Origin of the sequence: Pseudoalteromonas sp. SR43-5, assembly GCF_014163835.1 — a bacterium.
Classification (GTDB): Bacteria; Pseudomonadota; Gammaproteobacteria; order Enterobacterales; family Alteromonadaceae; genus Pseudoalteromonas; species Pseudoalteromonas distincta.
This window is the reverse complement of sequence record NZ_JACJEA010000010.1, coordinates 81556-105990: the sequence shown is the minus strand read 5'-3', so window position 1 is coordinate 105990 and position 24435 is coordinate 81556. Positions and strand designations below refer to the sequence as shown.

Sequence of the window (24435 nt, the reverse complement as noted above, 5' to 3'; positions counted from 1 at the left end):
TTAGTTACTATATTAACGCTTTAGCGCATATAACAATAAAACTAGTAAACGTATTAGAGCCTTAGCGGATATAAAGACAAAAACTATGAGTGATCAAAATTATAACGCCGAAGCCATTGAAGTACTTAATGGATTAGATCCGGTAAAACGACGCCCAGGGATGTACACCGATACCGTACGCCCAAACCATTTAGGCCAAGAGGTTATCGATAACAGTGTCGATGAAGCTATGGCGGGCCACGCTACTCGTATCGACGTAATTCTCCACGAAGATAACTCGCTCGAAGTGAGCGATGACGGACGTGGTATGCCTATTGATATTCACCCTGAGGAAGGTATCCCTGGGGTTGAACTAATCTTCACTAAGTTACACGCCGGTGGTAAGTTTTCTAATAAAAACTACCAATTTTCGGGTGGTTTACACGGTGTAGGTATTTCTGTAGTAAATGCGTTATCTACCCGTGTAGAAGTAACCGTAAGGCGCGACGCTCAACAATACAGAATGGCATTTGAAAATGGCGATAAAGTAGAAGATTTGAGCGTAATTGGTACTGTTGGTAAGCGCAATACAGGTACCACCGTTCGTTTTTGGGCTGATGTTAGCTACTTTGATTCACCAAACTACTCAATTACCAAGCTTAATCATTTATTAAAAGCCAAAGCGGTCTTATGCCCAGGACTGCGTATTAAGTTTGTTAATAAGCAAACAAAAGAAACCAAAGAATGGTTTTACGAAACTGGCTTAAAAGATTACCTAATTGAAGCCGTTAAAGGGTTTGAAACATTACCGCAAGACCCATTTGTAGGTGAATTTAAAAGCTCAATTGAAGGCGCTGATTGGGCTGTTGTATGGCTACCTGAAGGTGGCGAATCAATAGCGGAAAGCTACGTAAACTTAATTCCTACTGCGCAAGGTGGTACACATGTAAATGGTCTGCGCCAAGGCTTGCTTGAAGCAATGCGAGAGTTTTGTGAGTTTAGAAATTTACTACCTCGTGGCGTAAAGCTAACACCGGATGATATTTGGGAGCGTTGTAGTTACGTATTGTCGGTTAAAATGCAAGATCCACAATTTGCAGGGCAAACCAAAGAAAAACTTTCATCACGTTCATGTGCCGCATTTGTATCGGGTGTTGTAAAAGATTCGTTTAGTTTATGGCTAAATGAACATACCGATACCGCAGAATTATTAGCTGAGTTATGTATTTCAAACGCGCAAAGCCGTTTGCGTGCAGCTAAAAAAGTCGTACGTAAACGAGTTACTGCAGGGCCTGCATTACCAGGTAAATTGACCGATTGTAGTGCTGCCGATAATGACCGAACCGAGCTGTTTTTAGTGGAAGGTGATTCTGCTGGTGGTTCTGCTAAACAAGCGCGAGACCGTGAATTTCAGGCAATTATGCCGCTACGTGGTAAAATTTTAAATACCTGGGAAGTAGAGTCGGGGCAAATACTAGCATCACAAGAAGTACATGATATTTCAGTGGCACTGGGTATTGACCCAGAATCAACAGATATGTCGGGACTGCGTTACAATAAGATTTGTATACTGGCCGATGCTGACTCGGATGGATTACACATTGCAACATTGTTATGTGCACTGTTTGTTCGTCATTTTCCAGAATTAGTAAAAACAGGGCATGTGTATGTTGCAATGCCGCCATTATTTAGAATAGATATTGGCAAAGAAGTTTATTACGCCCTAGATGAAGAAGAGAAAACCGCTATTTTGGCGCGCATAGAAGCCGAGAAAAAACGCGGAAAAGTAAACGTACAACGATTCAAAGGTCTGGGTGAAATGAATCCGTTACAGCTTCGTGAAACCACTATGGATCCTAATACACGACGCTTAGTGCAGCTTACGCTTGATGAAGAAGTAGAAACCATGGAAATGATGGATATGCTACTTGCTAAAAAACGATCGCCTGATCGTCGTCAATGGTTAGAAGATCATGGTAACAAGGCGCTCGTTTAATTGCTTGTGCCTAACACTAGGAGAGACGAATGAAAAAATTACTAGGAAGTTTGCTGTTACTTGGGCTGACTAGCGCTCCTGCAATGGCTAAAAATATACTTGATAAGCTCACCGTAGCACCTGGGTTTGAAATTAGTTTATTTGCAAATGATGTAGAAAATGCACGTCAAATAGCCGTTTCAAAAAAAGGTATTGTGTATGTTGGCTCTCGTAAAGCAGGCAACGTATATGCGCTTATTGATCACAATAGCGACGGCGTAGCAGATAAAAAAATTGTTGTGGCTAAAGGCTTAAACATGCCCTCTGGCATAGCAATTAAAGATGGCGATTTATATGTAGGCGAAGTGCATCGTATTATTCGCTTTAAAAATATTGATACCCAATTAAAAGATCCAAAGTTTGATGTGGTCTATAACAAACTACCGAGTGAGCGTCATCATGGTTGGAAATTTTTACGTTTTGCACCAACGGGAGAATTAATCATTCCGGTGGGTGTACCGTGTAATATTTGTGCTGAGGATGAGCGTTTTGGTCGTATTTTTGCCCTTAATGTAGAAACAAAACAAATAAAAACAATAGCTAAAGGCGTTAGAAACACAGTGGGTTTTGATTTTCATCCTGCTACACAAGCCTTATGGTTTAGCGATAATGGTCGCGACATGATGGGCGATGATATTCCGCCTGATGAGTTAAACCGTGCAACGCAAGAAGGTGAGCATTTTGGCTTTCCGTATGTTCATGCCGGTGCAATTATTGACCCTGAGTTTGGTGAAGGTAAAAACATTGCCGATTACACATCGCCAGCACTTGCACTTCCAGCGCATGTAGCGCCACTAGGTATTCATTTTTATAACGGTAAGCAATTTCCAGCAAGTTATAAGCAACAATTATTTGTTGCTGAACATGGCTCATGGAACCGTTCTAAAAAGTCAGGCTATAAAGTAGGCCTTGCAACAATCGAAGTAGGTCGCGTAACTAAATATACGCCATTTATTACTGGCTTTATGAAAGACGAAACAACATTTGGACGCCCTGTTGCATTTGCAGAATTAGGTGACGGCAGTCTGTTAGTAAGCGATGATTACGCCAATGTAATCTACCGTGTAAGCTATAAGAAAAACTAGGTAAGCTTTAATGAGTGATACAGATACCTTGCTAATGCAAGGAATTGAGCAACAAACAATGGGGCGTTTTACCGAAGACGCCTATTTAAATTATTCCATGTACGTAATCATGGACCGCGCCTTACCGCATGTAGGTGATGGTTTAAAACCAGTACAGCGTCGTATTATTTATGCGATGAGCGAACTGGGCTTGTCAGCTAACGCTAAGTACAAAAAATCAGCCCGTACAGTGGGTGACGTACTTGGTAAGTACCATCCACACGGCGACAGTGCCTGTTACGAAGCTATGGTATTAATGGCGCAGCCGTTTTCTTATCGCTATCCTTTGGTAGATGGACAAGGAAACTGGGGTGCGGCAGATGACCCTAAATCGTTTGCAGCAATGCGTTATACCGAAGCGCGTTTATCTAAGTTTTCTGAAGTTCTGCTTAAAGAGCTTGGCCAAGGCACTGTTGATTGGACACCAAACTTTGATGGCACCATGGATGAACCTGTAGTATTGCCTTCTCGTTTACCGCATATTTTACTCAATGGTATAACGGGTATCGCCGTAGGTATGGCAACAGATATTCCGCCACATAACGTACGTGAAGTGGCTAGCGCATGTTGTTTATTACTTGATAAACCAAAAACAGAGCTTGAAGAATTACTTGAGCTTGTACATGCACCAGATTACCCAACAGATGCTGAAATAATTACCCCAAAAGCCGATATTCATAAAATATATAAAACCGGTCGTGGGTCTATCAAAATGCGTGCGGTTTACACCGAAGAGCATGGCGATATTGTTATTACAGCGCTGCCGCATCAATGTTCAGGTGGTAAAGTGCTTGAGCAAATTGCAGCGCAAATGAACGCTAAAAAATTACCTATGATTGCTGATTTACGTGACGAGTCAGATCACGAAAATCCAACGCGTATTGTAATTATTCCGCGCTCAAACCGCATTAAAGCTGAGCCATTAATGGCGCACTTATTTGCAACCACCGATCTTGAAAAAAATTACCGCGTAAACTTAAACATGCTAGGCCTAGATGGTCGCCCGCAAGTTAAAGACTTGCGCTGTATTTTAAGTGAGTGGCTAACATTTAGACGCGAAACAGTGCGTCGTCGTTTGCAGTATCGTTTAGATAAAGTATTAGCACGTTTGCATATTTTAGAAGGTTTATTAGCAGCCTTTTTAAATATCGATGAAGTGATTGAAATCATCCGCAGCGAAGACAAACCAAAGCCTGTATTAATGGAGCGCTTTGATTTAACTGATACGCAAGCAGAAGCTATTTTAGAATTAAAACTTCGTCATTTAGCAAAACTTGAAGAGTTTAAAATTCGCGGTGAGCAAGATGAACTAGCCAAAGAGCGTGATAAATTAGCGCAAATTTTGGGCTCAGAACGTCGTATGTCGACACTGCTTAAAAAAGAAATTCAAGAAGCCGCTGAAATGTACGGTGACGATCGTCGCTCGCCAGTGATTGAGCGCTCAGAAGCGAAAGCACTTAACGAAAAAGATTTAATTCCGTCAGAGTCAGTTACTGTTGTGCTATCAGACAAAGGCTGGGCACGCGTTGGTAAAGGTCATGACTTAGATGTACAAGGCTTAAATTATCGCTCAGGTGACGGCTTTAGAGCCTCTGCTCGTGGTAAGAGTAATCAACCTGCGGTATTTTTAGATTCAGCAGGGCGGGCGTTTGCAACCGATGCGCACAGTCTACCTTCGGCGCGTAGCCAAGGGGAGCCAATGACAGGTCGTTTTAACTTAACACCAGGTGCTAATTTTGAGCACGTGGTAATGAGTGAAGACGAGCAAGTATTGCTTATGGCGTCAGATGCAGGTTACGGCTTTATTACCGACTTTAAAGACTTAGTGAGTAAAAATAAAAATGGTAAAGCGCTGGTAAGTGTCCCTAAGGGTGGAATATTACTTTCTCCTATTAGGGTGAACGATGTTGCTAGTGATTACTGTATGGCTATTTCTAACGAAGGCCGCATGCTTTTATTCCCGCTACGTGACTTACCAAAACTTAGCAAAGGTAAAGGGAATAAGATTATTTCTATTCCTGGAGCTAAAGTACAAGCCCGTGAAGAGTTTGTAAAAGTGCTTGCTGTTGTGCCACAAGGAAGCAGTGTTACGCTTCATGCTGGTAAGCGTAAACTAACGCTTAAACCAAGTGATTTAGAGCATTATCATGGTGAGCGAGGGCGTAGGGGTAATAAACTACCGCGCGGCTTACAGCGTGTTGACGAAGCCGTTGTTGAGCTAACCCCACAAGATGATGAACCAATAGAAGCCATTAACGAAGAGTAACCAATTACTTTTTTGTATAAATAAAAACGGTCTGCATTTGCAGGCCGTTTTTGTTTTAAAATAAAGAGCTTGCATATTTCAGCGTACACTTGTGCGCTATTGACTCGTCTGTGTCACAAAATAACGCTATAATAATCATAATTGATCTTTGGAGAAACTCATTTGCTAGCTGTTATACGCGTTTTTATTATGCTGATGTTTATATTATTCAGTTGTATTTTTGGTTTATTACTTTCGATTATAAGACCATTTCATCCCAATAATGTACATATTATAGCGGGCTGGTTTGGCTCAATGGCTAAAATGATTGGCGTTAAATTAGTTTTAATACGTCATAAAGATGCAATTGATGCAGGCCCTGCAGTTTATGTTGCTAATCATCAAAATAGCTACGACTTATTTACAGTGCCTGCAATGGTGCCTAAAAACTGCGTAAGTTTGGGGAAAAAGAGCTTAAAGTGGATCCCATTTTTCGGTCAGCTTTATTGGTTGTCGGGTAATATATTAATAGACAGATCGAATCGCTCCAAAGCAGCGGGAACTATCTCCAAAGCAGCCGAAAAAATTAAAAATAATGGCTTATCTGTATGGATGTTTCCAGAAGGCACACGAAGCTATGGAAGAGGGTTGCTACCGTTCAAAACAGGTGCTTTTCACACCGCAATGAGCGCAGATGTACCCATAATTCCGGTATGTATGAATACAACACATAAAACCATTAAGCTAAATCGTTGGGATAATGGTACAATTTACATCGAAATGTTAGCGCCTATACCGCTTGATAAAGAAATTAGCGCGCGTGAGCATGCTAAAAGCGTGCATAGCATTATGGCTGCTAAAATAACTGAATTAGATGCTCAAGTGAGAGAAAAATAATGGAAAACTGGCGTGAAATAAGTGAAGACATCGTAAGTTCACTACTTGAAGATGGATCAGATCCTGAAATACTTTATGAAGTAGAACACCATTTTGTGTGTGAAGACTTCCCTAAACTAGAGCAAGCTGCATTGGCTGCTTTTAAATTAGGCTACGATGTTGAAGAGCCAGCAGAGCTTGAGCTTGAAGATGGCAGTAAAATTTGGAGCTTTGACATTGTAGTTGAAGCTGAGCTAGACGTAGACGTTATTATGGAAGACGTTGATAAGCTAGCGCAACTAGCCGTTGAGTGCGATGTTGAATACGACGGTTGGGGCACTTACTTTCAAGAGTAATTAATTACCCAGCATTAGAAAAATAGTAAAGGCGAGCATTTAACAATGCTCGCCTTTTTTAGTTTTACTCCCTGTTTAAGCTTTAAATACACTCATTAGCCTCTATATAAATCAAAAATGTACATTACCAATTTAAATCTGGTTATTACCAATTTGAAATTAGTCTTTAATTTATCTCTATTTTTATTTTTTTATTCATACTAAATTAATATTGTCCATAATTATTGGTAAGCAGTGTTATTTATTTTTTAGTACTTATGTCTGAAATTAAAATTTATTTTTAAAAATTAATTCGTTACTTAATAAAATCTAATGTGTTGATTAAATTGAAAATTAAATTTGTTTTTAAGTGGTAATAAAGATGTAAGTAATACTTGTTTGCTGTACCACACTGTGTTGACATATTGGTAACAATAAATATAACCTTTATCCCGCCTTCGGGTATACTTTTTGGTAATGTTAATTGGTAAGTTTTATTTGCCATTTAAATTACCATTACTATTCATACACAATTAAAAACCTGTATAGCGGTAAGATCTAAGTGTTAGTGAATTTCACTAACCTAAGTAGTTAGGTTGTTTTTATGTTCAGGTTTAAAGGAATAAAGATAATGATTAACCACAAGAAATTGTTTATTTGCACTGCAATTACTGCAACCTCAGTGTTATCTCACGCTGCAACTATTAATAACCCTGGCTTTGAAAGCGGTTTTAGTAGTTGGAACGAAACTGAGCCAGCGGCTATTTCATCTGATGCATATAGCGGATCTAAATCGTTAAAAATTCAGGGTAGTCCTGCACGTGTTTATCAATTAGTAAATATTCAGCCAAACACTGAATATACGTTAAGTGCTTATGTACTTGGTAAAGGGCAGATTGGGGTTAACGACTTAAACGGTTTATTTAAAAACAAAACCTTTGATGTATCGTCTTGGACTAAGGTAACTAAAACGTTTACTTCAGCGAATACCAATTCACTGCAAGTATTTGCTAAGCATTACAATAGCTCAAGTGATGTACGCTTTGATAATTTTACATTAGTTGAGGGCAGTAATAATGGCGGTGGCACTGATGATGGTGCAGGATCTGGAGACGGTACAACGATTCCAAGCAGCATTACAAGTGGTAGTGTTTTTGATTTAGAAGGGGATAGCCCTAACCCGTTAGTGAACGATAGTACGTTAGTGTTTGTACCTTTGGAGGCACAGCATATTACGCCTAACGGGAATGGCTGGCGTCATGAGTACAAGGTAAAAGAAAGCTTGCGTGTTGCCATGACACAGTCTTACGAAGTATTTGAAGCAACTGTAAAAGTTGAAATGTCTGATGGCGGTAAAACAATTATTTCACAGCACCACGCCAGCGATACTGGGACTATTTCTAAAGTGTATGTTTCAGATACTGATGAATCAGGTTTTAACGACAGCGTAGCGGGTAATGGCATTTTTGATGTCTATGTTCGTTTGCGTAATACCAGTGGCAATGAAGAAAAATTTGCGCTAGGTACTATTACAAGCGGTGAGTCATTTAACTTGCGAGTGGTAAATAATTACGGCGATGTAGATGTAAGTGCACTAGGTAATTCGTTTGGTATTCCTGTAGAAGATGATTCTGAATCTTACTTTAAGTTTGGTAACTACTTACAGTCTCAAGATCCAAATACTCTAGATAAATGCGGTGAAGCAGGTAACTCTAATTCATTCAAAAATTGCTTTGAAGATTTAGGCATTACCCAATCAAAAGTAACAATGACTAATGTTACTTATACCCGTCAAACAAACTAAGTAGCCACTTAATTATGGCCACTCAATTGAGTGGCCATATTAAATATGCGTTTTAATTTACAGCCATTTTTTATTTTTAAAATACACACCAATACCGCCAGTGAGCACAATTAAAAATATGACAAAAGCACTAAACGCATAAGGGCTCTCTGTACCAGGAATGCCTCCTACGTTTACACCTAAAAGCCCCGTTAAAAAGCCCAGTGGTAAAAAAAGTGCTGCCACTACAGACATAACATACATTCGCTGGTTTAACTGCTCAGAAACTTGGTTAGTGATTGTTTGCTGAATAATTTGCGCACGCTCAATTGAACTATCTAGCTCTTCAAGATAACGAATTAATAAGTTGGTGGTTTCATTAAGTTTTGCTTTATCGTCATCTAGTAACCATAGGTAGTGGTTATTTACCATTGAACTAAGGGCTTCTTTTTGCGGTTTTAAATAACGTTTCAAGGCAATAGTTTGGCGTCGCAACTGTGATAAGCCTTGGTTGTCAAACTTTTTACTTGGTTCATCTATTTCTTCTTCAAACTCGTCGAGTGTTTCATCTAGTGAGTCAATAACGCTTTGCATACGTGAGGTTAATTTTTGTGTAATAGAGCACACTAATTCAGAAATATTGCATGGGCCTTTATTTTCATTTAAACAGGCGAGCGTATCTTGCACCGATAATAAACGGCGCTTACGGGTAGTAATAAGAATGTCTTCGCTAATAAATAAACGAATTGAAACCATGTCTTCAGGGCTTTGTGCTGGATTTAAATTTACACCACGTAAAAATAACATGTGCCCGTTAGTTGTAGCCGTAATACGTGGGCGTGTTTCGTCAGCAATTAAAGACTCTAGTTCGTAATCGTTTAAATGAGGCTGTGCCTTGAGCCATTCAACTGCCTCACTTTGGCTATAATCCATGTGCACCCAAAGTTTACCTTGGCTTGGTTGCCAGCTATTTAGCTCATTAGTGCTTCCAATAGGACGAGCGCCGCCTTGTCCATCAAGTACAAGTGCATGTAGTAAACCATTAATCATAATTAGTTCTCATAATAGTGTATTTTTAATACTGTTAACTATAGTAGTATCTACTTAGTTGCTTACAGGCTTACCTTTACTTTTAATAAGTTAAGCTTAAATAGCAAAATATATGCAGAGCCTCTGTGTTGAGCAAAGTGGCATTAAAGTACGGCTTAGCAAGGCGTGCATTGTGTGACCAGTTGCTTAAAAAGATCAATTTAATTTACTAATCGACTAGATAAATTTATTTCGTTGGTGTTTTTTGGTCTGTAGAGTATAAGTCACTTTTTTATTAAGGGCACATTTATGACAGCAAAGATCACAGTTGGTTGGCGTGAGTGGTTAAGTTTACCTGAGCTTGGTATTAACGAGATAAAAGCAAAAATTGATACTGGCGCTCGCACTTCATGTATTCATGCAATTAACATTGAAGAATACGAAGTTGACTCAGAAAAATGGGTTAAATTTACGGCCCAACCACTGCAAGATGATGAACAAACGCAAGTCACTTGCAATGCAAAAGTTAAAAAAATGAAGTACGTAACCAGCTCAAGTGGGCAAAAAGAGCTACGCTACTTTATAGAAACTACATTACATGCAGGCGAGCATAGCTGGCCGATAGAGCTTACTTTAACAAGCCGTGCAACAATGAAGTTTAGAATGTTATTAGGGCGTACAGCCATGGAAAATCGTATAGTCGTTGACCCGGCTTTATCTCAACTATTAGGTCGTAAGGTTTAACTATGAAAATCGGTATTTTATCTCGTAACAGAAAGCTATATTCAACACGTCGCTTAATTGAGGCAGCAGAAGCACGCGGCCACGAAGTTAAAGTGATTGATGCATTGCGTTGTTATATGAATATCAACTCTGAGCAACCAGAAATTCACTATCGCGGTGAAAACTTAAAAGAATTTGACGCAATTGTCCCGCGTATTGGTGCATCAGTTACATTTTATGGCTGTTCGGTACTTCGTCAGTTTGAAATGATGGGCGTTTATCCTGTAAACGAATCAGTCGCTATTTCTCGTTCGCGCGATAAATTACGTTCACTTCAGTTACTTTCGCGCAAAGGCGTTGGTATGCCAGTAACAGGTTTTGCCAGCAAACCCGATGACGTAAAAGACTTACTAGAAATGGTAGGCGGTGCACCTGTTGTAATTAAATTACTTGAAGGCACACAAGGCATTGGTGTTGTACTTGCTGAAACACGCAAAGCAGCTGAAAGTGTTATTGAAGCGTTTATGGGCTTAAAAGCCAATATTATGGTTCAAGAATATATTAAAGAAGCGGGTGGTGCAGACATACGTTGTTTTGTACTAGGCGATAAAGTAATCGCAGCAATGAAGCGCCAAGCACAAGAAGGTGAGTTCCGCTCCAACCTTCACCGTGGTGGTAGTGCTACATTAGTACGCATTACTCCAGAGGAACGTAAAACGGCAGTAGCAGCGGCTAAATCAATGGGCTTAAATGTAGCGGGAGTTGATTTACTTCGCTCATCTCGTGGGCCACTTGTGATGGAAGTTAACTCATCACCAGGTTTAGAGGGCATTGAAATAGCAACAGGTAAAGATATTGCAGGTATGGTAATTGATTTCATCGAAAAAAATGCCTCAAGTAAAGGAACAGCAACACGTGGCAAAGGTTAAAATTAACCGTCCTTTTTCCTTATTAGGAGAAAATGTAGGCGTAGGCGAGCGTAAAACGCTTGCCTTAGAAGCAGCTAAGCTTTACACCCATTCACCACTTAATATTCCTATTGAAGTGGTTAATGGTGTAATGGAAGGCCCTGTGCTTATGGTGTGTGCGGCTATTCATGGTGATGAGCTAAATGGTGTAGAAGTTGTGCGTCAGTTACTTGCTAAAATAGATCCAAGCCAATTGCGCGGAACAATAATCGCTGTGCCTATTGTGAATGTGTTTGGCTTTATTCACAAATCGCGTTATTTACCAGATAGACGCGATATGAATCGCAGCTTCCCAGGTTCTGAACGTGGTTCATTAGCTGGGCGTATGGCTTATATGTTTTTTAATCAAGTGGCAGTACATTGTACTCACATTATTGATTTGCATACTGGCGCTATTCATCGTACTAATTTGCCGCAAATTCGCGCTAATTTAGAAGATGAAGCAACCGCTGAAATGGCTAAAGCATTTGGTACGCCGGCGGTTATAAATGCATCCCTTCGTAATGGTTCATTACGCAGTGAAGCCGCAAATTTAGGTATACCTGTTATTACTTATGAAGCAGGCGAAGCGCTACGCTTTGACCCTATCGCTATTGCGGCAGGTGTGCAGGGCGTTGATTATGTTATGCGCCATTTAAAAATGATCCGTGGCAAGCGCCCTAAAAAGTTACCAGATCCTATTATTGCAGGTTCGACTAGTTGGATACGTGCAGAGGTTGATGGCATTGTGCGTGCACAAGTATCACTAGGGGAGCATGTAACTAAAGGGCAAGTGCTTGCATATATAAGTAGCCCTCTAGGGGATTCTGAGCTTGAGCTTTTAGCGCCTAAAGGCGGTATTGTTATTGGTCAGCAAACGATGCCATTGGTAAATGAAGGTGATGCGGTATTCCACCTTGCTTACTTTGCAAACGACAATAGTTTAGTAGAGCAGCAACTAGAGAACTTTATTGATGAGATAAATGATTTAGATGACGAGCTTAAAACAGCTGAACTAAATAACTAATAGCTAAACTAAATTCTGTTTAGCTAAGCATTAAAAAGCCGCAGTAGGTAATTACTTACTGCGGCTTTTTTGTGGACATTGCTTTATCAACGATGCTTTTTAAACTATGTTTTTTTAGGACCAATAATACGCTTTATAACAGGGGTTTTAGTTGGCTTTGGTTCTTTATTTAAAACCATGACAGGACGGGTCACAAATAAATTGTTAGGGTAAATTACACGGTGCCCATCAATATGTTCAAGTACTACATTCATTAAGCCCATTTCAACAATGCGCCCTTCAACATGATTCGCACCATCAATAATTCTTACCCAATAACCAACGCGGCAATCGTTTTGAATAAACATCAGTAAAAATGCGGTGAGGTTACTCAATAATGACCAAGCGGCAAAAAGCGCTACCCCTAACATGGCAAATAAAGAAGAGCCTAAAACCAATAAACCACGCAGCTCTATACCCCAAAATACTAAAACCAAACACAGTACTACAAAGGCAAGTATAATTTTTAGTAAAAGCTCTGCACGGTATTTTCGGTGCAAATCTACTTTGCCTTTAATCGCTTTTTCGAGTAGTTTTTTGGTTATTTTTAATAGAAGAGGGAAAACCAAAATAGCGATTATAGTTACAACTAACTTATATTGTGATGCAAACAATTCTAAAACTTCTATTATTTCCACATTAGGTCCTGAACTTTCATAACAATTTAATGCAATTGGTATTAGTTTAACGTGTTTGTATTATTTAAAAAGTGTTTTTAACGCTTACTAGCCACTGGACTGAGTCTACATCGTCGTAGCTATCAACAGGGGCGGCAATATCAATGTGGATCATGGTTCCTGAGTTTGCGCGACTCGGTGCCAAACGCAGACCAACGCCTACATTTTTCAATACATGTGCATTTTCACCGTTATCTTCATCGTTAAACCATGCTCTGCCTACATCTACAAAAGCTGCGCCACCCACTTTAAATAGTTGCAGTAAATCGTACTCCCAGTAATAGCGCTTTTCTAAATTAACTAAAAAGCTGCGGTCGCCATGTTGATAATCCATAGGGTAACCACGCAGGCCTGTTTCGCCACCTAAAGTAAGCTGTTGATCAGCAGTCAGGTTTTTGGCGTATTGCACGCGGGCTTTAACATACCAAGATTGGTCTTCACTGGTATTTAAATAATATTGTACTTGGCTGGTGGCCATAAAGTTTTCGAGTTTTTTCTGTTCTTTATTCCAATAGCCATCAATATCAGCACTAAAACGCCATAAAGTATTATCGTTAGTAAAGTGGGCTTTTTTAAAGTTAAAAGAATACACCGCGCGGCTGTCGTCATTACTTAAGGACTCATCTGAATAGCCAATTAAGCTTTTAATATTCCAACCTAAATTTAAATCCTCAGTGCGAGATATACTGTCAAAATTGCGTACCTTTATGTAGTTATCTTCAAACCAATGGCCGCTTATAAAGGGGTAACTTAAACTTCTGTCATCGGCAAGTGGTGCAAATGTAGTGTCTATAGCTTCAAAGGTATGTTGCTCATCGGTATAGCCTAACGTTAGACGCTGGGTCCAATTATTATTAAGCGCTTTAGAGTGTCCTATAAATACACGGTTTAAATCGGTAGTTTGATCAAATTCGCTAAACTCTTCGCCGCGTTTATATAGTGACTCTTCGCGCTGCTCAGAATAGCTTAAAATACCGTAACTAAAGGGGGTGTTAATTGCGTAAAATGGATAGGTTAGCTCAAGCAAATGGCGCTTGCCGTCGTTGTTATCGGCGTACTCTAAACGGCCTCGGTAGCGAGTAGATAAAATATTCGGATCGTCGTAAACAAATAAGTAACCGCTGCGATCGCTGTCAGTGGTACGCGAAAAAGAAAGGCGCTTACCCCACCCAAGCAGGTTAGATTCTCTAAAACCTATACTCGATTTGTTTTCTCCACCGCTTCGACTAAAGTTCACTTCAGGTAAAAGTGTCCATAAATCACGGGTAACCACTTCTACATTAACGTCGCCGTCGCAGTTTTCGGTAGCACTAATTTGTGCATCATATAAGTAGCTTTCTTTACGAAGTAAACGCTCAGATTCTGCGAGCTTTTTAGCGTCGTACTTGTCACCTGGGGAGAATAATAAAAGGTTATTAATGACATCGGGCTCTGTTTGAATGTGAGCGCGATTAGCAAAACGGAATAAAGCATTATTTTCCTCTTCAAGCTCAGTATTAAATACATTAAGTTGCTTGAGCTTTATTGAGGCTATTTTAGCGTTACTATTACTGTGCGTGAGGGTTGTTTTGTCTTGAACTTCTCGGCGTAGGTTTTTATTTGTGCTTAAATCTGTCTGTTCTACAAGGCAGTTATCAGTTTTCATTGAAGATTGTTGTGCGAACGTATTAGGCACATAAAAGCTTAAAACCGTTAAACTAATACAACATTGTGCTATCCATTTCTTGCTCACCATTAAACCTCTTACTGCTACGTAGCAAATGACTATCGTAATATCAGCTTACATCATTGTTATTATAATGTAAGTAAAAGGTATGGATTTTGAAATTAATTAATTGTTACTCATATTCACTTTTGTTAATAGCTAGCTGGTTTGCAGCGACCTATGCGCTAGGCATTAAAAGCTAGCTTAAATAAAATGCTAAAGCGGCGAGTAAGTGTTCAGCTTCATGACCTTCGGCATTAATCCAGATGCTTTGGCTGTAATGCTCATAGTTTAAATTAAAGGTTTGATGATTATAGGTAAAGCGAACTTGATGTCGATCGGCGCCAGCAGAATATTCGTTGAGTGTTACTTCGTCTGAGTGTAAAAATAATGTACTCCACAGCTCAAAGTCTTCATCGTTTGGTAGCTCAATGGGATTAATCAAAATACATTTGTGTGTATGGTCATATTCTATTTGGGTCATAATGCTCTTAATTAGTAGCTAGGTAATGTCGAATTGCCGTTAAAAATTCGCCGCCGTACTTATTTAACTTAGTAAAACCAACACCTGAGACCTTTAAAAATTCACTGTCGTTTGTTGGCATAAGCTGCGCCATTTCGGCTAACGTTTTATCATTAAATACTACATAAGGTGGCACATCGTCGGCATCAGCAAGTTCTTTACGAAGTGCGCGCAGGCGAGCAAAGAGTTTTTTGTCGTAATTAAATTGCGCTAACTTATCTTGATAAACGTGTTTGGCTTGCAGGCGTGGCTCGGCTAATTGCAGTGCGTATTCACCTTTTAAAATTACACGCGCGGCTTCTGTTAATCTAAGTGACGCACCTTGTGTTATATCTTGGCTAAGTAAGCCTTGATGAATAAGTTGGCGTAAAATACTGAGCCAAAACTCACTGCTTTTATCTTTACCTATGCCGTAGGTACTTAATTCATGATGATTATTATCGCGGATGCGGCTCGTGTTTGCACCGCGAAGTAACTCAACAATATAACCAAGTCCAAAACGTTGTCCCGCTCTGTACACACACGAAAGTGCTTGCTGAGCGACTAACGTACCATCAAAGCTTTTTGGCGGATTTAAGCAAATATCGCAGTTGCCACAAGGTTCGCGTTGATATTCACTAAAGTAGTTAAGTAATATTTGACGACGACATGTTTGCGCTTCGGCAAAGCTTGCCATTGCGTTAAAGCGTTGTTCTTCTACGCGGCGGCGTTGTTCGTCGTCTATGTCTTCAAAAAAGCGCCTTACGCGACCTATATCAGCTGGGTCAAAATACATTATAGCTTCTGCGGCAAGTCCATCTCGCCCAGCTCGACCAGTTTCTTGATAGTACGACTCTATACTTTTTGGAATATCGTAATGCAGTACAAAACGCACATTAGGCTTGTTTATGCCCATACCAAAAGCAACGGTTGCGACCACTATCTGTATATCGTCACGGGCAAACCCGGTTTGTACAAATTGTCGTTGCTCGTTACTCATACCAGCATGATAAGCGGCAGCGTTTAGTCCTGCATCTGCAAGCTTTTCAGCAATGTCGTCTACGCGTTTACGGCTGGTGCAATAAATGATACCGCTTTGGCTTTTTTGCTCCTTTAGGTAGCGAAGCAATTGCACCATAGGTTTAAATTTTTCTTCTATGGTGTAACGAATATTGGGGCGATCAAAGCTGCCAGTATGAATATAAGGCTGTTGTAGTTTTAATTGCTCAACTATATCAAACCGTGTGGCTTTATCGGCGGTGGCGGTTAATGCCATCATTGGGACATGTGCAAAACGTTGCTTTAATTCGTTTAAGCGAAAGTAATGAGGTCTAAAGTCATGACCCCAATGCGACACACAGTGCGCTTCGTCAATAGCAAATAAACTCACATTTAAATGCGATAAACGCTCTAAAAATTCGTGTTGTAATACTTTTTCAGGCGCCACATATAAGAGCTTAATTTGCCCCTGATGAAGCTGTTGATACACCAATTGCTGTTCTTCTCGTGCTAAGCTGTTATTAACGTAAGCGGCTTTTACCCCAAGAGCTTGCAGTTGCGTTACCTGATCTTGCATTAGCGATATAAGCGGAGATATAACAATGGTTACGCCTTCGAGTACTAAAGCAGGGATTTGGTAGCACACCGATTTTCCGCCGCCAGTAGGAAGCAATACAAGCGAGTCTTGACCGTTAATAGCGGCATCAATAACTGCTTTTTGACCGTCGCGAAATTCACTGTAGCCAAACACTTGTTTGAGGACAGTTTCGGGTTTACGCACAAGGGTGCTAGAAGGTGGAGTTGATGTATTCATTGGCGGGTATTTTAGTGGTTTTTTAGTGAGATGTCTTTAGCTGAGTTACTTGATAAATTATTTAAGTGGAGTCTCGTAGTTTTACACTATGTATGTTTTACTCATCTTACCTGTTTTGACATAGAGAATAATAATGAATAAAGAAATGTTAATTGAACAAGTGGGCGCGTTATTTGTAAATGGCATGCCGTTTAACCAGTTTTTAAAAATATCGGTTGAGTCGTTAAGCCCTGAACAGGCCAAAATTACGTTCCCTTGGCAGGATGTACTCATTGGTAATCCTGCGCAAAAAATACTCCATGGTGGTGTTATTTCAGCCGTACTTGATAATGTAGGCGGTATGCTCGCTGCAGCAAGTGTAATTGATAAACTCACCGATTTAGATATTACAAGCGTGCAAACAAAATTAGCCACGCTTGGGACTATCGACTTACGTACTGATTATTTGCGCCCTGGTAAAGGGGAGAGCTTTACTGCCAGCGCAACACTTATTCGTTCAGGTAATAAAGTATGTGTATGCAGAATGGAATTACATAACGAACAGTCTGTTCAAATTGCTTTTGGAACCGGCACGTATTTAGTTGGATAAAACGCGTATGGCAAGTAAACTAGCGGCCTTTTAAATCACTAAGTGTGTATTATGTCGATTGATACTGAGCAGCGTAAAGGTGCTATTTTTGCTTGTCTTGCTTTTTTAATGTGGGGCCTTGCGCCAATATACTTTAAGTTGATTCAGCATGTTTCTGCTTTTGAAATTTTAATGCATCGGGTTATTTGGTCGGTTGTGTTTTTAGTATTGGTAGTAAGTGTTTTACGGTATTGGGGTAAAATTAAACGCATTATCGTTCAACCTAAGCTTTTGCTTATGCTTGTTATCACCTCTGCACTGCTTGGGTTTAATTGGGGTTTATTTATATGGGCTATAAATAATAACCACATGCTTGATGCAAGCTTGGGCTATTACATAAATCCTCTTTTAAATGTATTACTGGGTATGCTTTTTTTAGGCGAACGCCTGCGTAAGTTCCAAGGCGTAGCAGTAGCCCTTGCCTTTAGCGGTGTAGTGCTGCAGCTAATTAGTTTTGGCTCGTTTCCGGTAGTTGCCTTTTCACTGGCTATATCATTTGCACTTTATGGTTTATTACGTAAAAAGTTACCGGTTGAAGCCTTGCCTGGCATTTTACTCGAAGCACTTATATTACTGCCTGTCGCACTTATTTATTGGTGGTTAATGGTGCCTACAGCAACATCAAGCCTGCCAGCTAATGATTGGCATACTAATGTACTACTGATTAGTGCAGGTATTGTAACTACATTACCACTGCTGTGTTTTACCGGTGCAGCTAAGCGTTTGCAATATACTACACTTGGCTTTTTTCAATACATTGGGCCAAGCTTAATGTTTATACTCGCTGTGGTGTTTTATGGTGAAGTGTTTGATGCAGAGCGTGTAGTAACATTTGCATGTATTTGGAGTGCACTGGCTATTTTTAGTTGGGACTCTTACCATCAATCACGCAAACGTAAAAAAGCGGCTATTACAGCCGCAGAAGTATAATTAACTAATAAAATGGTTAACTAACTACTTTATTACGACCAGATTCTTTAGCGTCGTAAAGCTTTAAGTCGGCCTGTTTTAAAAGTTCATCAATTTGATAAACAGGCCCGTTTGCAAAGCCAATAGAAATGGTGAATTTTATTTTAGCTTTACTAAACTCTTGGCTATTCATTTCTATAAAATACCTAAAGCCTTCAAGGCGTTTAAGGGCTTCTTGTTTATCTGCATCTATAAAATAAACTGCAAACTCTTCACCACCTAAGCGCGCTACTAAGTGCTTTTTAAAGTATTTACTGAAGCAAATAGAGAGCCCTTTTAATACTTCGTCGCCAACATCGTGTCCGTATGTATCGTTAATTGATTTAAAGTGATCAATATCAAGCATTGCTAAAGCACCGTCACCTTTAGTATGTTTTATTTGCTTTAATGATTTTTCAGCTTCTTCAAAAAAGTAACGACGATTTGGTAAATTAGTTAAATAATCCGTGTTGGCTTGTCGCCTTATGGTGGCTATAAGGTCTAACATATCGACGTTTTGACTAAGCCTGCAGTAAAACTCTTCGCTATTAAAAGGTTTGTGCAAATAATCGTTTGCGCCATTTTTTAAAAATAAACTAGAAAGCCCTACAGAGTCAGAACCCGAAATACCAATAATAGCTTTTTCATCATTGCTGTATAAGCGGCGAATCTCGCTACATAGTTCATCGCCATTCATATTGGGCATTTCATTATCAGTAATAATAACTGAAATATCAGGTGAAGCTTCAAGCAGGTTTAACGCTTCTTGTCCGTCTTGTGCTTCAATAATTTGATACTTATGGCGCACTAATAAACTACAAATGTATCGTCGGGTCGATTTAGAGTCGTCAACAACGAGTACTTTTACATTTTCGTTGCGAGGCAGGCGCTGTAACTGTTTTTCGAGGTACTGATAAGCTTGTTTATTTTCTTTAATGATGTAATCGATGATTGGGTATTTTTCTACAGTGTCGCGAGTTTTTTTATCAATATTGCCCGTCATTACAATAGTTGGAATGTCTGCATTAATAGTACAAGGTATTGCCTCACCTAATGGGGCATCAGGTAATATGAAGTCAACTACAGCGCAAAAATAGCTATTTTTACTTATAAGCTCTTTTGTTTGCGCTAATGACTCAGCTATATCAACTTCATAACCAGCCTTAAGCGCGATGTGCTTTTGCACTCGCGCCATGGCAGGTGTATCTTCAACTATTAGTATTTTTCGCGTCACGGAACAACCCTATATATATTTTGCAAAAATATTTGCTTATACAAGTTGTAACTGTTAAAACGCAAAAAAGCAAATAACTTAAATACTTACAGATTATCCGCTTCTGAATAATACTCTTGGCTAATCGGCGCCGGGCTCGACATTTTTGAACGGCCAAATAAAGTATGAAACTTAGTTTTGCAGGTCGTTAGTTTTAAGTATTTTACCCAAGCTCGTTCGATTGGGTTGGTAGGTTCTTGTGAGCCAGTTACGACTGCTACAAACTGTTCTTGGTGTTCGTTTTGCGGCTCAATTGTTTTACTGTATAAGCCTTTTAAAACAACTCCGTGTTGTTCAAGTATGCTGGCTTCTAATAAGGTGAAGTTTCCGCTGCGGCTAAAGCCTCGTGGAAAGTTTTGATCATCATAAAATTGACGTTGGCTAACAAATGCTTGGCGTAGTAATGAAATGTTATTGCTCATAGCTTTATCCTCATACCTTAGTAATTAGCTGGAGTATGATGCAAGTTTGGCAATTTATTAAACAAATTATTTTTATCGTGAGGATAAAAAATTGGATATCGATTTATTAAAAACATTTGTTGAGGTAGTGCGTACGCGTCACTTTGGTAAAGCGGCCGAAAACCTTTATATTACGCAGTCTGCAGTGAGCTTTAGAATTCGCCAATTAGAGCAAGGACTTGGTGTTAATTTGTTTATTCGCCAGCGTAATAACATTCAACTTACAGCACCTGGCGAGCGTTTATTACCCCATGCACAAATGATTATTACGGGCATGCAACGCGCCAAAGTGGATGTTGCGCTTGCCGATAATATGCATAAGCAAATTAGCTTAGCAGGAACGCCCAATATTTGGGATGCTTTTTTACAGTTTGGTATAACAAATATTGTATCAGCGATGCCGGGCGTGTCATTAGTCGCAGAAGTTAAAGCACAACAAGAAAGCACTCGGCTGTTATTAGAACGCACGCTTGATTTGGCAATATTGTTTGATCCACCAAAAGTAGACGAGCTAGTGGTAGAGCGAATCTGTGAGTTGCCAATCATTCCCGTAAGCGGATACGACACTGCAACGAACGAAAACTTTTTTGATAATCAGTATGTATATGTTGATTGGGGAACTACTTTCTCACTTTGGCATGCGCGTCAGTTTACCGGTAAAACACCGCCTTATTTTAGAACCAGCACAGGACGTATTGCACTTGATTTAATACTGCAATGTGGCGGCAGTGCATTTATACCTCAAGTATTGGTAGAAGGGCATTTAGAAAAAGGTGAACTGTTTCATGTTAAAGATGTAGAAAATACCTCGCGAGACGTGTTTATAGCGTATCACAGAGACAACGAGCAAAAAGAGTTAATAGAAACCTTAGTTAATTTACTATCGCAAATGACCCCAAGCTTGTCATTAAAGAAAAGTAAGTAAGTTCGGCCGTTTATTAGGCTTTCATGTTATTTTGATTTCAAATTTAATGCATTTTTATTAATAAAAAAAGACATTAATATTTCCATTGTAATATTACTGTCATTTAGCGGTGACAAAATGCAGCAGTTTTAAAAATTAGTCTTTTGTGATTATCCAAGGAAATAACATGAAATTTGTAAAATCGAGCTTATGCTTAGCACTATTAAGTGGTTTATCTTTTAATGCACTTGCCGATGTAGACATTTACGGTAAAGCGAATGTAACAGTGCAATCATCTGATGACGGCGAAGGATCTTTTACTGAGATAAAAAGTAATGCATCTCGTCTTGGTGTTAAAGGTTCTGAAAAAATAAATGATAGTTTAGAAGCGGTATATAAGTTTGAGTTTCAAGTTGATGTGTCTGATGCTGATTCAAAAGGCGATAACGACGACAATATTTCTGCGCGTAACCAATACGTTGGTTTAAAAGGTGCGTTTGGCCAAGTGGTTATTGGTCGTAACGATACTGCGCTTAAACAATCTCAAGGTAAGTTAGACTTGTTTAACGACCTTGAAGGCGATATTAAAAATGTATTTAAAGGTGAAAACCGTTTAGGGAATACTGTTAGTTATTCATCAAACTCATACGAAGGTTTTAAAGTACTTGCTACTTTTGTAGCTGAAGATGATGTAGACGCTGATAACGGTTACTCAATGGCGGTTACTTACGGTGACGTGGCACTTAAAAAGAGCGCAGTATATGCCTCTATCGCAGCCGATAGTGAAGTAAATGGCTACGATGTAGTACGCGCGTCAATCCAAGGTAAAGTTGAAAACTTTAAGTTAGGTGCAATGTACCAAACACAAGAAAAAGTTGACGGCAGCGCAGAAGCGGATGGTTATCTATTAAATGCAGCTTACAGCATGGGTAACAACACATTTAAAGTACAATACCAAGACATGGACTTTGACGACAGCGACGATAAGTCAGCAATATCAGTTGGTCTTGATCACAAATTAAATAAAAACATTAAAGTATTTGGCTTTTACTCAAGCTTCGACATGGACAACAACGTTGACCAAGACTACGTAGGCTTAGGTATGGAATACAAGTTTTAACTATTCGCTAAATTAGTTAAAACACTCCCTTTTTAACCGCGCTCTTTTGAGTGCGGTTTTTTTTTGCTTTAAATTATTTACTTAGCCGCCCATAATAGAGCTTCATTTGGAATGAGGTGCGAGTCCTCGACTGTTCCCGCAACTGTAATTAGCGCAAAGCTTTAAGTCAGATACAAATGGTATAATACCAATTTTATTAAAAACATGATCTTTCTAGCGAATTAAATAACTTACTAACTTCGTTAAAAATTATTCATATAGAACAAGTATATGTCATAATTTCCGCCTTGTTATTAAGCTATTTATTTGTCGCTATAATAAATCACTAATTTAATGCAATTGGTATGAATTCTTTTAACGAGCGGGTTTACTCATTTTTTCTTGTAGTGCATTAGTATTTTTATCGCATTTTAGTGAGTTTAATCCCGTCTAGGACTGACTATTGCACACTCAAACGCCATTAAATATACCATTACTAAACGTTAAAAACTTATCGTGGGGTATTGGCAATAAAACGATCCTCAAAAAAATAAACCTTAAAATAACCACAGGTAAATTTGTTGGTTTAATTGGCCCCAATGGCGCAGGTAAATCGAGCTTATTGCGTTGTTTATATCGTTTTAATAAACCCAGCGATGGCGTTGTAGAGTTTAATAGCACCGATATTTGGCAGCTAAAAAGCGATGAGTACGCAAAAAAAGTAGCGGTTGTTTTACAAGAAACCCCGTCGCAATTTAACTTAAGCGTATTTGATGTTATTGCACTTGGGCTAACGCCTCATAAATCGCTATTTAGCTCAGTAACTAACATTGATAAACAAAAAATTACCCAAGCTATCAACACTGTAGGGTTGGCAGATCATAGCGATCAAAGCTTTGAGTCACTTTCGGGTGGTGAAAAGCAACGTGCCTTGATAGCCCGCGCCATAGTTCAGCAACCTCAGTTGTTAATAATGGACGAACCAACTAGCCATTTAGATGTTAAATACCAAATACAGGTAATGGAGCTTGCTAAATCGTTGGGTGTAACGGTGTTTGCATCGTTTCACGATTTAAACTTAGCTTCTGCAATGTGCGATGAACTAGTGGTTATTAAAAATGGTGAAATTACACATACAGGCACGCCAAGTGAGGTATTAACCGAAAACATGCTAGGCGACGTTTTTGGTGTCTGCGCTCAAGTAAATAACCACCCGCAAATATCGGAGTCGGGAAATAGCATCCCTCATATCACTTACTTTTATGGTTACGAATAATATGAGCGCAGTTAATACTCGCCAATCACTTGCGCTATTTATCAGTGCTGCAGCTGCTTTATTTAGCTTATTTGCAGCACTTAGTTTTGGCGCAGCAGAGACCTCACTTCAAGATGTATTTAATAGCTTTTTACTCTCAAATGATGCGTCTTTTAATTCGCGTATTATTTTTGAACTAAGAATGCCACGCACATTACTCGCCTTTTTAGCCGGCTCTGGCTTAGCAATTGCGGGGCTTATTTTACAAACGGTAACGCGCAACCCTTTAGCCGATCCTTACTTATTTGGTATATCGTCGGGTGCTTCATTTGGGGTGGTGTTACTTATGGCATTAGCAGGTATTAGCGCAGGTTTTATGTTATCGGCAGCAGCATTGCTGGGTAGCTTACTCGCCATGAGTTTATTAATACTTATTGCAGGTAGGCAGCAAAGTGCACAGGTAGAATCAATGTTATTAGCTGGTGTTGCTCTGTCGTTTTTATTTAGTGCATTTACCAGCTTGCTGCTTTATTGGAGCGACCCTCAGGCGGTAGCCGCTATTTTATTTTGGACACTGGGCAGCTTTTCGCGTGCGCAGTGGGCTACGCTTAGTTTGCCTTTATTGGTAATTACATTGTGTACGTTTGTAATGCTGAGCTTTAGAAGGCAGCTAAATGCTATGTTACTGGGCGATGAAAGCGCAATTACATTAGGTGTGAGGGTTCAGCGCTTTAGAATACTTATGCTGGTTTTAAGCTCATTAATTACCGCTGTGCTGGTGGCTATGTGTGGTGGTATTGGGTTTGTAGGATTAATGGTGCCGCATATTGTGCGCTTTTTTATATCCCAAGGCACCATCGCTGGCTTACTGGTAACCAGCTTGGTGGGCGGTACATTTATGGTGTGGGTTGATGTACTTTCGCGCTCATTGCTGAAAAACCAAGAACTGCCCGTAGGTGTTATTACTGCAGCTATTGGTAGCGTGTTCTTTTTGAGTCTATTGTTTTTTAGAAAGCGAAGGGTGTAAT

22 protein-coding genes and 1 riboswitch are annotated in these 24435 nt (G+C 39.5%); of the genes, 15 read left to right on the top strand and 7 right to left on the bottom strand.

Annotation, left to right across the window (positions count from 1 at the left end; genetic code table 11):
• The first annotated feature begins 85 nt into the window (after window positions 1-85).
• The 6 genes from parE (at window position 86) to H5090_RS07990 (ending at window position 8398) form a co-directional block, all read left to right on the top strand.
• On the top strand, window positions 86-1975 hold the full coding sequence (gene parE, locus H5090_RS08015; RefSeq protein WP_002961961.1) for a DNA topoisomerase IV subunit B: 1890 nt from the start codon (window positions 86-88) through the stop codon (window positions 1973-1975).
• A gap of 29 nt (window positions 1976-2004) precedes the next feature.
• Window positions 2005-3099: a sorbosone dehydrogenase family protein gene (locus H5090_RS08010; RefSeq protein WP_024605067.1), complete on the top strand. Its 1095-nt coding sequence runs from the start codon at window positions 2005-2007 to the stop codon at window positions 3097-3099.
• A 10-nt stretch (window positions 3100-3109) separates the two neighbouring features.
• Entirely contained in the window at window positions 3110-5404 is a 2295-nt protein-coding gene (gene parC, locus H5090_RS08005; protein ID WP_002961963.1) for a DNA topoisomerase IV subunit A, read from the top strand.
• Window positions 5405-5566: 162 nt separating this feature from the next.
• Window positions 5567-6280, top strand: coding sequence for a 1-acylglycerol-3-phosphate O-acyltransferase (locus H5090_RS08000; RefSeq protein ID WP_182692807.1), 714 nt, complete (start codon window positions 5567-5569; stop codon window positions 6278-6280).
• Window positions 6280-6615: a ribonuclease E inhibitor RraB gene (gene rraB / locus H5090_RS07995; RefSeq protein WP_002961968.1), complete on the top strand. Its 336-nt coding sequence runs from the start codon at window positions 6280-6282 to the stop codon at window positions 6613-6615. Before H5090_RS08000 ends, rraB begins: the two co-directional genes overlap by 1 nt.
• Before the next feature lie 610 nt (window positions 6616-7225).
• Window positions 7226-8398 carry a polysaccharide lyase family 7 protein gene (locus H5090_RS07990; protein WP_182695442.1) on the top strand — a complete coding sequence of 391 codons (1173 nt, stop codon included), beginning with the start codon at window positions 7226-7228 and terminating at the stop codon, window positions 8396-8398.
• A gap of 57 nt (window positions 8399-8455) precedes the next feature.
• Here the strand turns inward: H5090_RS07990 and H5090_RS07985 are convergent, their stop codons facing one another.
• Window positions 8456-9427 carry a zinc transporter ZntB gene (locus tag H5090_RS07985; RefSeq protein ID WP_024605062.1) on the bottom strand — a complete coding sequence of 324 codons (972 nt, stop codon included), beginning with the start codon at window positions 9425-9427 and terminating at the stop codon, window positions 8456-8458.
• 288 nt (window positions 9428-9715) lie between these two features.
• On the opposite strand from H5090_RS07985, the gene H5090_RS07980 reads away from it, so the two are divergent.
• From H5090_RS07980 to H5090_RS07970, 3 genes are read left to right on the top strand one after another with little or no spacing between them, the layout of a single operon-like run.
• On the top strand, window positions 9716-10150 hold the full coding sequence (locus H5090_RS07980) for an ATP-dependent zinc protease (protein ID WP_002961974.1): 435 nt from the start codon (window positions 9716-9718) through the stop codon (window positions 10148-10150).
• A 2-nt stretch (window positions 10151-10152) separates the two neighbouring features.
• Window positions 10153-11058 carry a 30S ribosomal protein S6--L-glutamate ligase gene (rimK, locus tag H5090_RS07975; protein ID WP_002961977.1) on the top strand — a complete coding sequence of 302 codons (906 nt, stop codon included), beginning with the start codon at window positions 10153-10155 and terminating at the stop codon, window positions 11056-11058.
• The gene (locus H5090_RS07970; RefSeq protein WP_002961978.1) at window positions 11045-12103 is read left to right on the top strand and encodes a succinylglutamate desuccinylase/aspartoacylase family protein; all 1059 of its coding nucleotides are present in this window, start codon (window positions 11045-11047) and stop codon (window positions 12101-12103) included. The genes rimK and H5090_RS07970 overlap by 14 nt, the downstream gene beginning before the upstream one ends.
• 104 nt (window positions 12104-12207) lie before the next feature.
• Here the strand turns inward: H5090_RS07970 and H5090_RS07965 are convergent, their stop codons facing one another.
• The 4 genes from H5090_RS07965 to recQ all read right to left on the bottom strand — a co-directional run bounded on the left by H5090_RS07965 (window position 12208) and on the right by recQ (window position 16839).
• On the bottom strand, window positions 12208-12780 hold the full coding sequence (locus H5090_RS07965; protein WP_138489650.1) for a mechanosensitive ion channel domain-containing protein: 573 nt from the start codon (window positions 12778-12780) through the stop codon (window positions 12208-12210).
• Between the two features lie 64 nt (window positions 12781-12844).
• Entirely contained in the window at window positions 12845-14554 is a 1710-nt protein-coding gene (locus H5090_RS07960) for a BamA/TamA family outer membrane protein (protein WP_182695441.1), read from the bottom strand.
• A gap of 169 nt (window positions 14555-14723) precedes the next feature.
• Entirely contained in the window at window positions 14724-15008 is a 285-nt protein-coding gene (locus tag H5090_RS07955) for a DUF3630 family protein (protein ID WP_002961372.1), read from the bottom strand.
• Window positions 15009-15015: 7 nt separating this feature from the next.
• Complete coding sequence (recQ, locus tag H5090_RS07950) at window positions 15016-16839, bottom strand: DNA helicase RecQ (protein ID WP_024605058.1); 1824 nt, start codon at window positions 16837-16839, stop codon at window positions 15016-15018.
• A gap of 133 nt (window positions 16840-16972) precedes the next feature.
• Between recQ and H5090_RS07945 the strand changes: the two genes are divergently transcribed.
• Both H5090_RS07945 and rarD read left to right on the top strand, forming a co-directional pair.
• Window positions 16973-17428, top strand: coding sequence for a thioesterase family protein (locus H5090_RS07945; RefSeq protein ID WP_002961375.1), 456 nt, complete (start codon window positions 16973-16975; stop codon window positions 17426-17428).
• Between the two features lie 51 nt (window positions 17429-17479).
• Entirely contained in the window at window positions 17480-18397 is a 918-nt protein-coding gene (gene rarD / locus H5090_RS07940) for an EamA family transporter RarD (protein WP_039488332.1), read from the top strand.
• 16 nt (window positions 18398-18413) lie between these two features.
• On the opposite strand, the gene H5090_RS07935 is transcribed toward rarD, so the two are convergent.
• Both H5090_RS07935 and H5090_RS07930 read right to left on the bottom strand, forming a co-directional pair.
• Window positions 18414-19649: a response regulator gene (locus H5090_RS07935; RefSeq protein WP_024605056.1), complete on the bottom strand. Its 1236-nt coding sequence runs from the start codon at window positions 19647-19649 to the stop codon at window positions 18414-18416.
• 86 nt (window positions 19650-19735) lie between these two features.
• Window positions 19736-20110, bottom strand: coding sequence for a DUF413 domain-containing protein (locus H5090_RS07930; RefSeq protein ID WP_024596244.1), 375 nt, complete (start codon window positions 20108-20110; stop codon window positions 19736-19738).
• Between the two features lie 91 nt (window positions 20111-20201).
• On the opposite strand from H5090_RS07930, the gene H5090_RS07925 reads away from it, so the two are divergent.
• From H5090_RS07925 to H5090_RS07910, 4 genes are all read left to right on the top strand, one after another.
• The gene (locus H5090_RS07925) at window positions 20202-21074 is read left to right on the top strand and encodes a LysR family transcriptional regulator (protein ID WP_024596245.1); all 873 of its coding nucleotides are present in this window, start codon (window positions 20202-20204) and stop codon (window positions 21072-21074) included.
• Window positions 21075-21240: 166 nt separating this feature from the next.
• Complete coding sequence (locus tag H5090_RS07920; RefSeq protein WP_002961381.1) at window positions 21241-22173, top strand: porin; 933 nt, start codon at window positions 21241-21243, stop codon at window positions 22171-22173.
• 62 nt (window positions 22174-22235) lie between these two features.
• A riboswitch (cobalamin riboswitch) is annotated at window positions 22236-22370 on the top strand.
• 245 nt (window positions 22371-22615) lie between these two features.
• Window positions 22616-23428 (top strand): ABC transporter ATP-binding protein, encoded by an 813-nt coding sequence (locus H5090_RS07915; RefSeq protein WP_182695440.1) that lies wholly within the window; start codon window positions 22616-22618, stop codon window positions 23426-23428.
• 1 nt (window position 23429) lies between these two features.
• Window positions 23430-24434, top strand: coding sequence for an iron ABC transporter permease (locus tag H5090_RS07910; protein WP_182695439.1), 1005 nt, complete (start codon window positions 23430-23432; stop codon window positions 24432-24434).
• Window position 24435 lies beyond the last annotated feature (1 nt).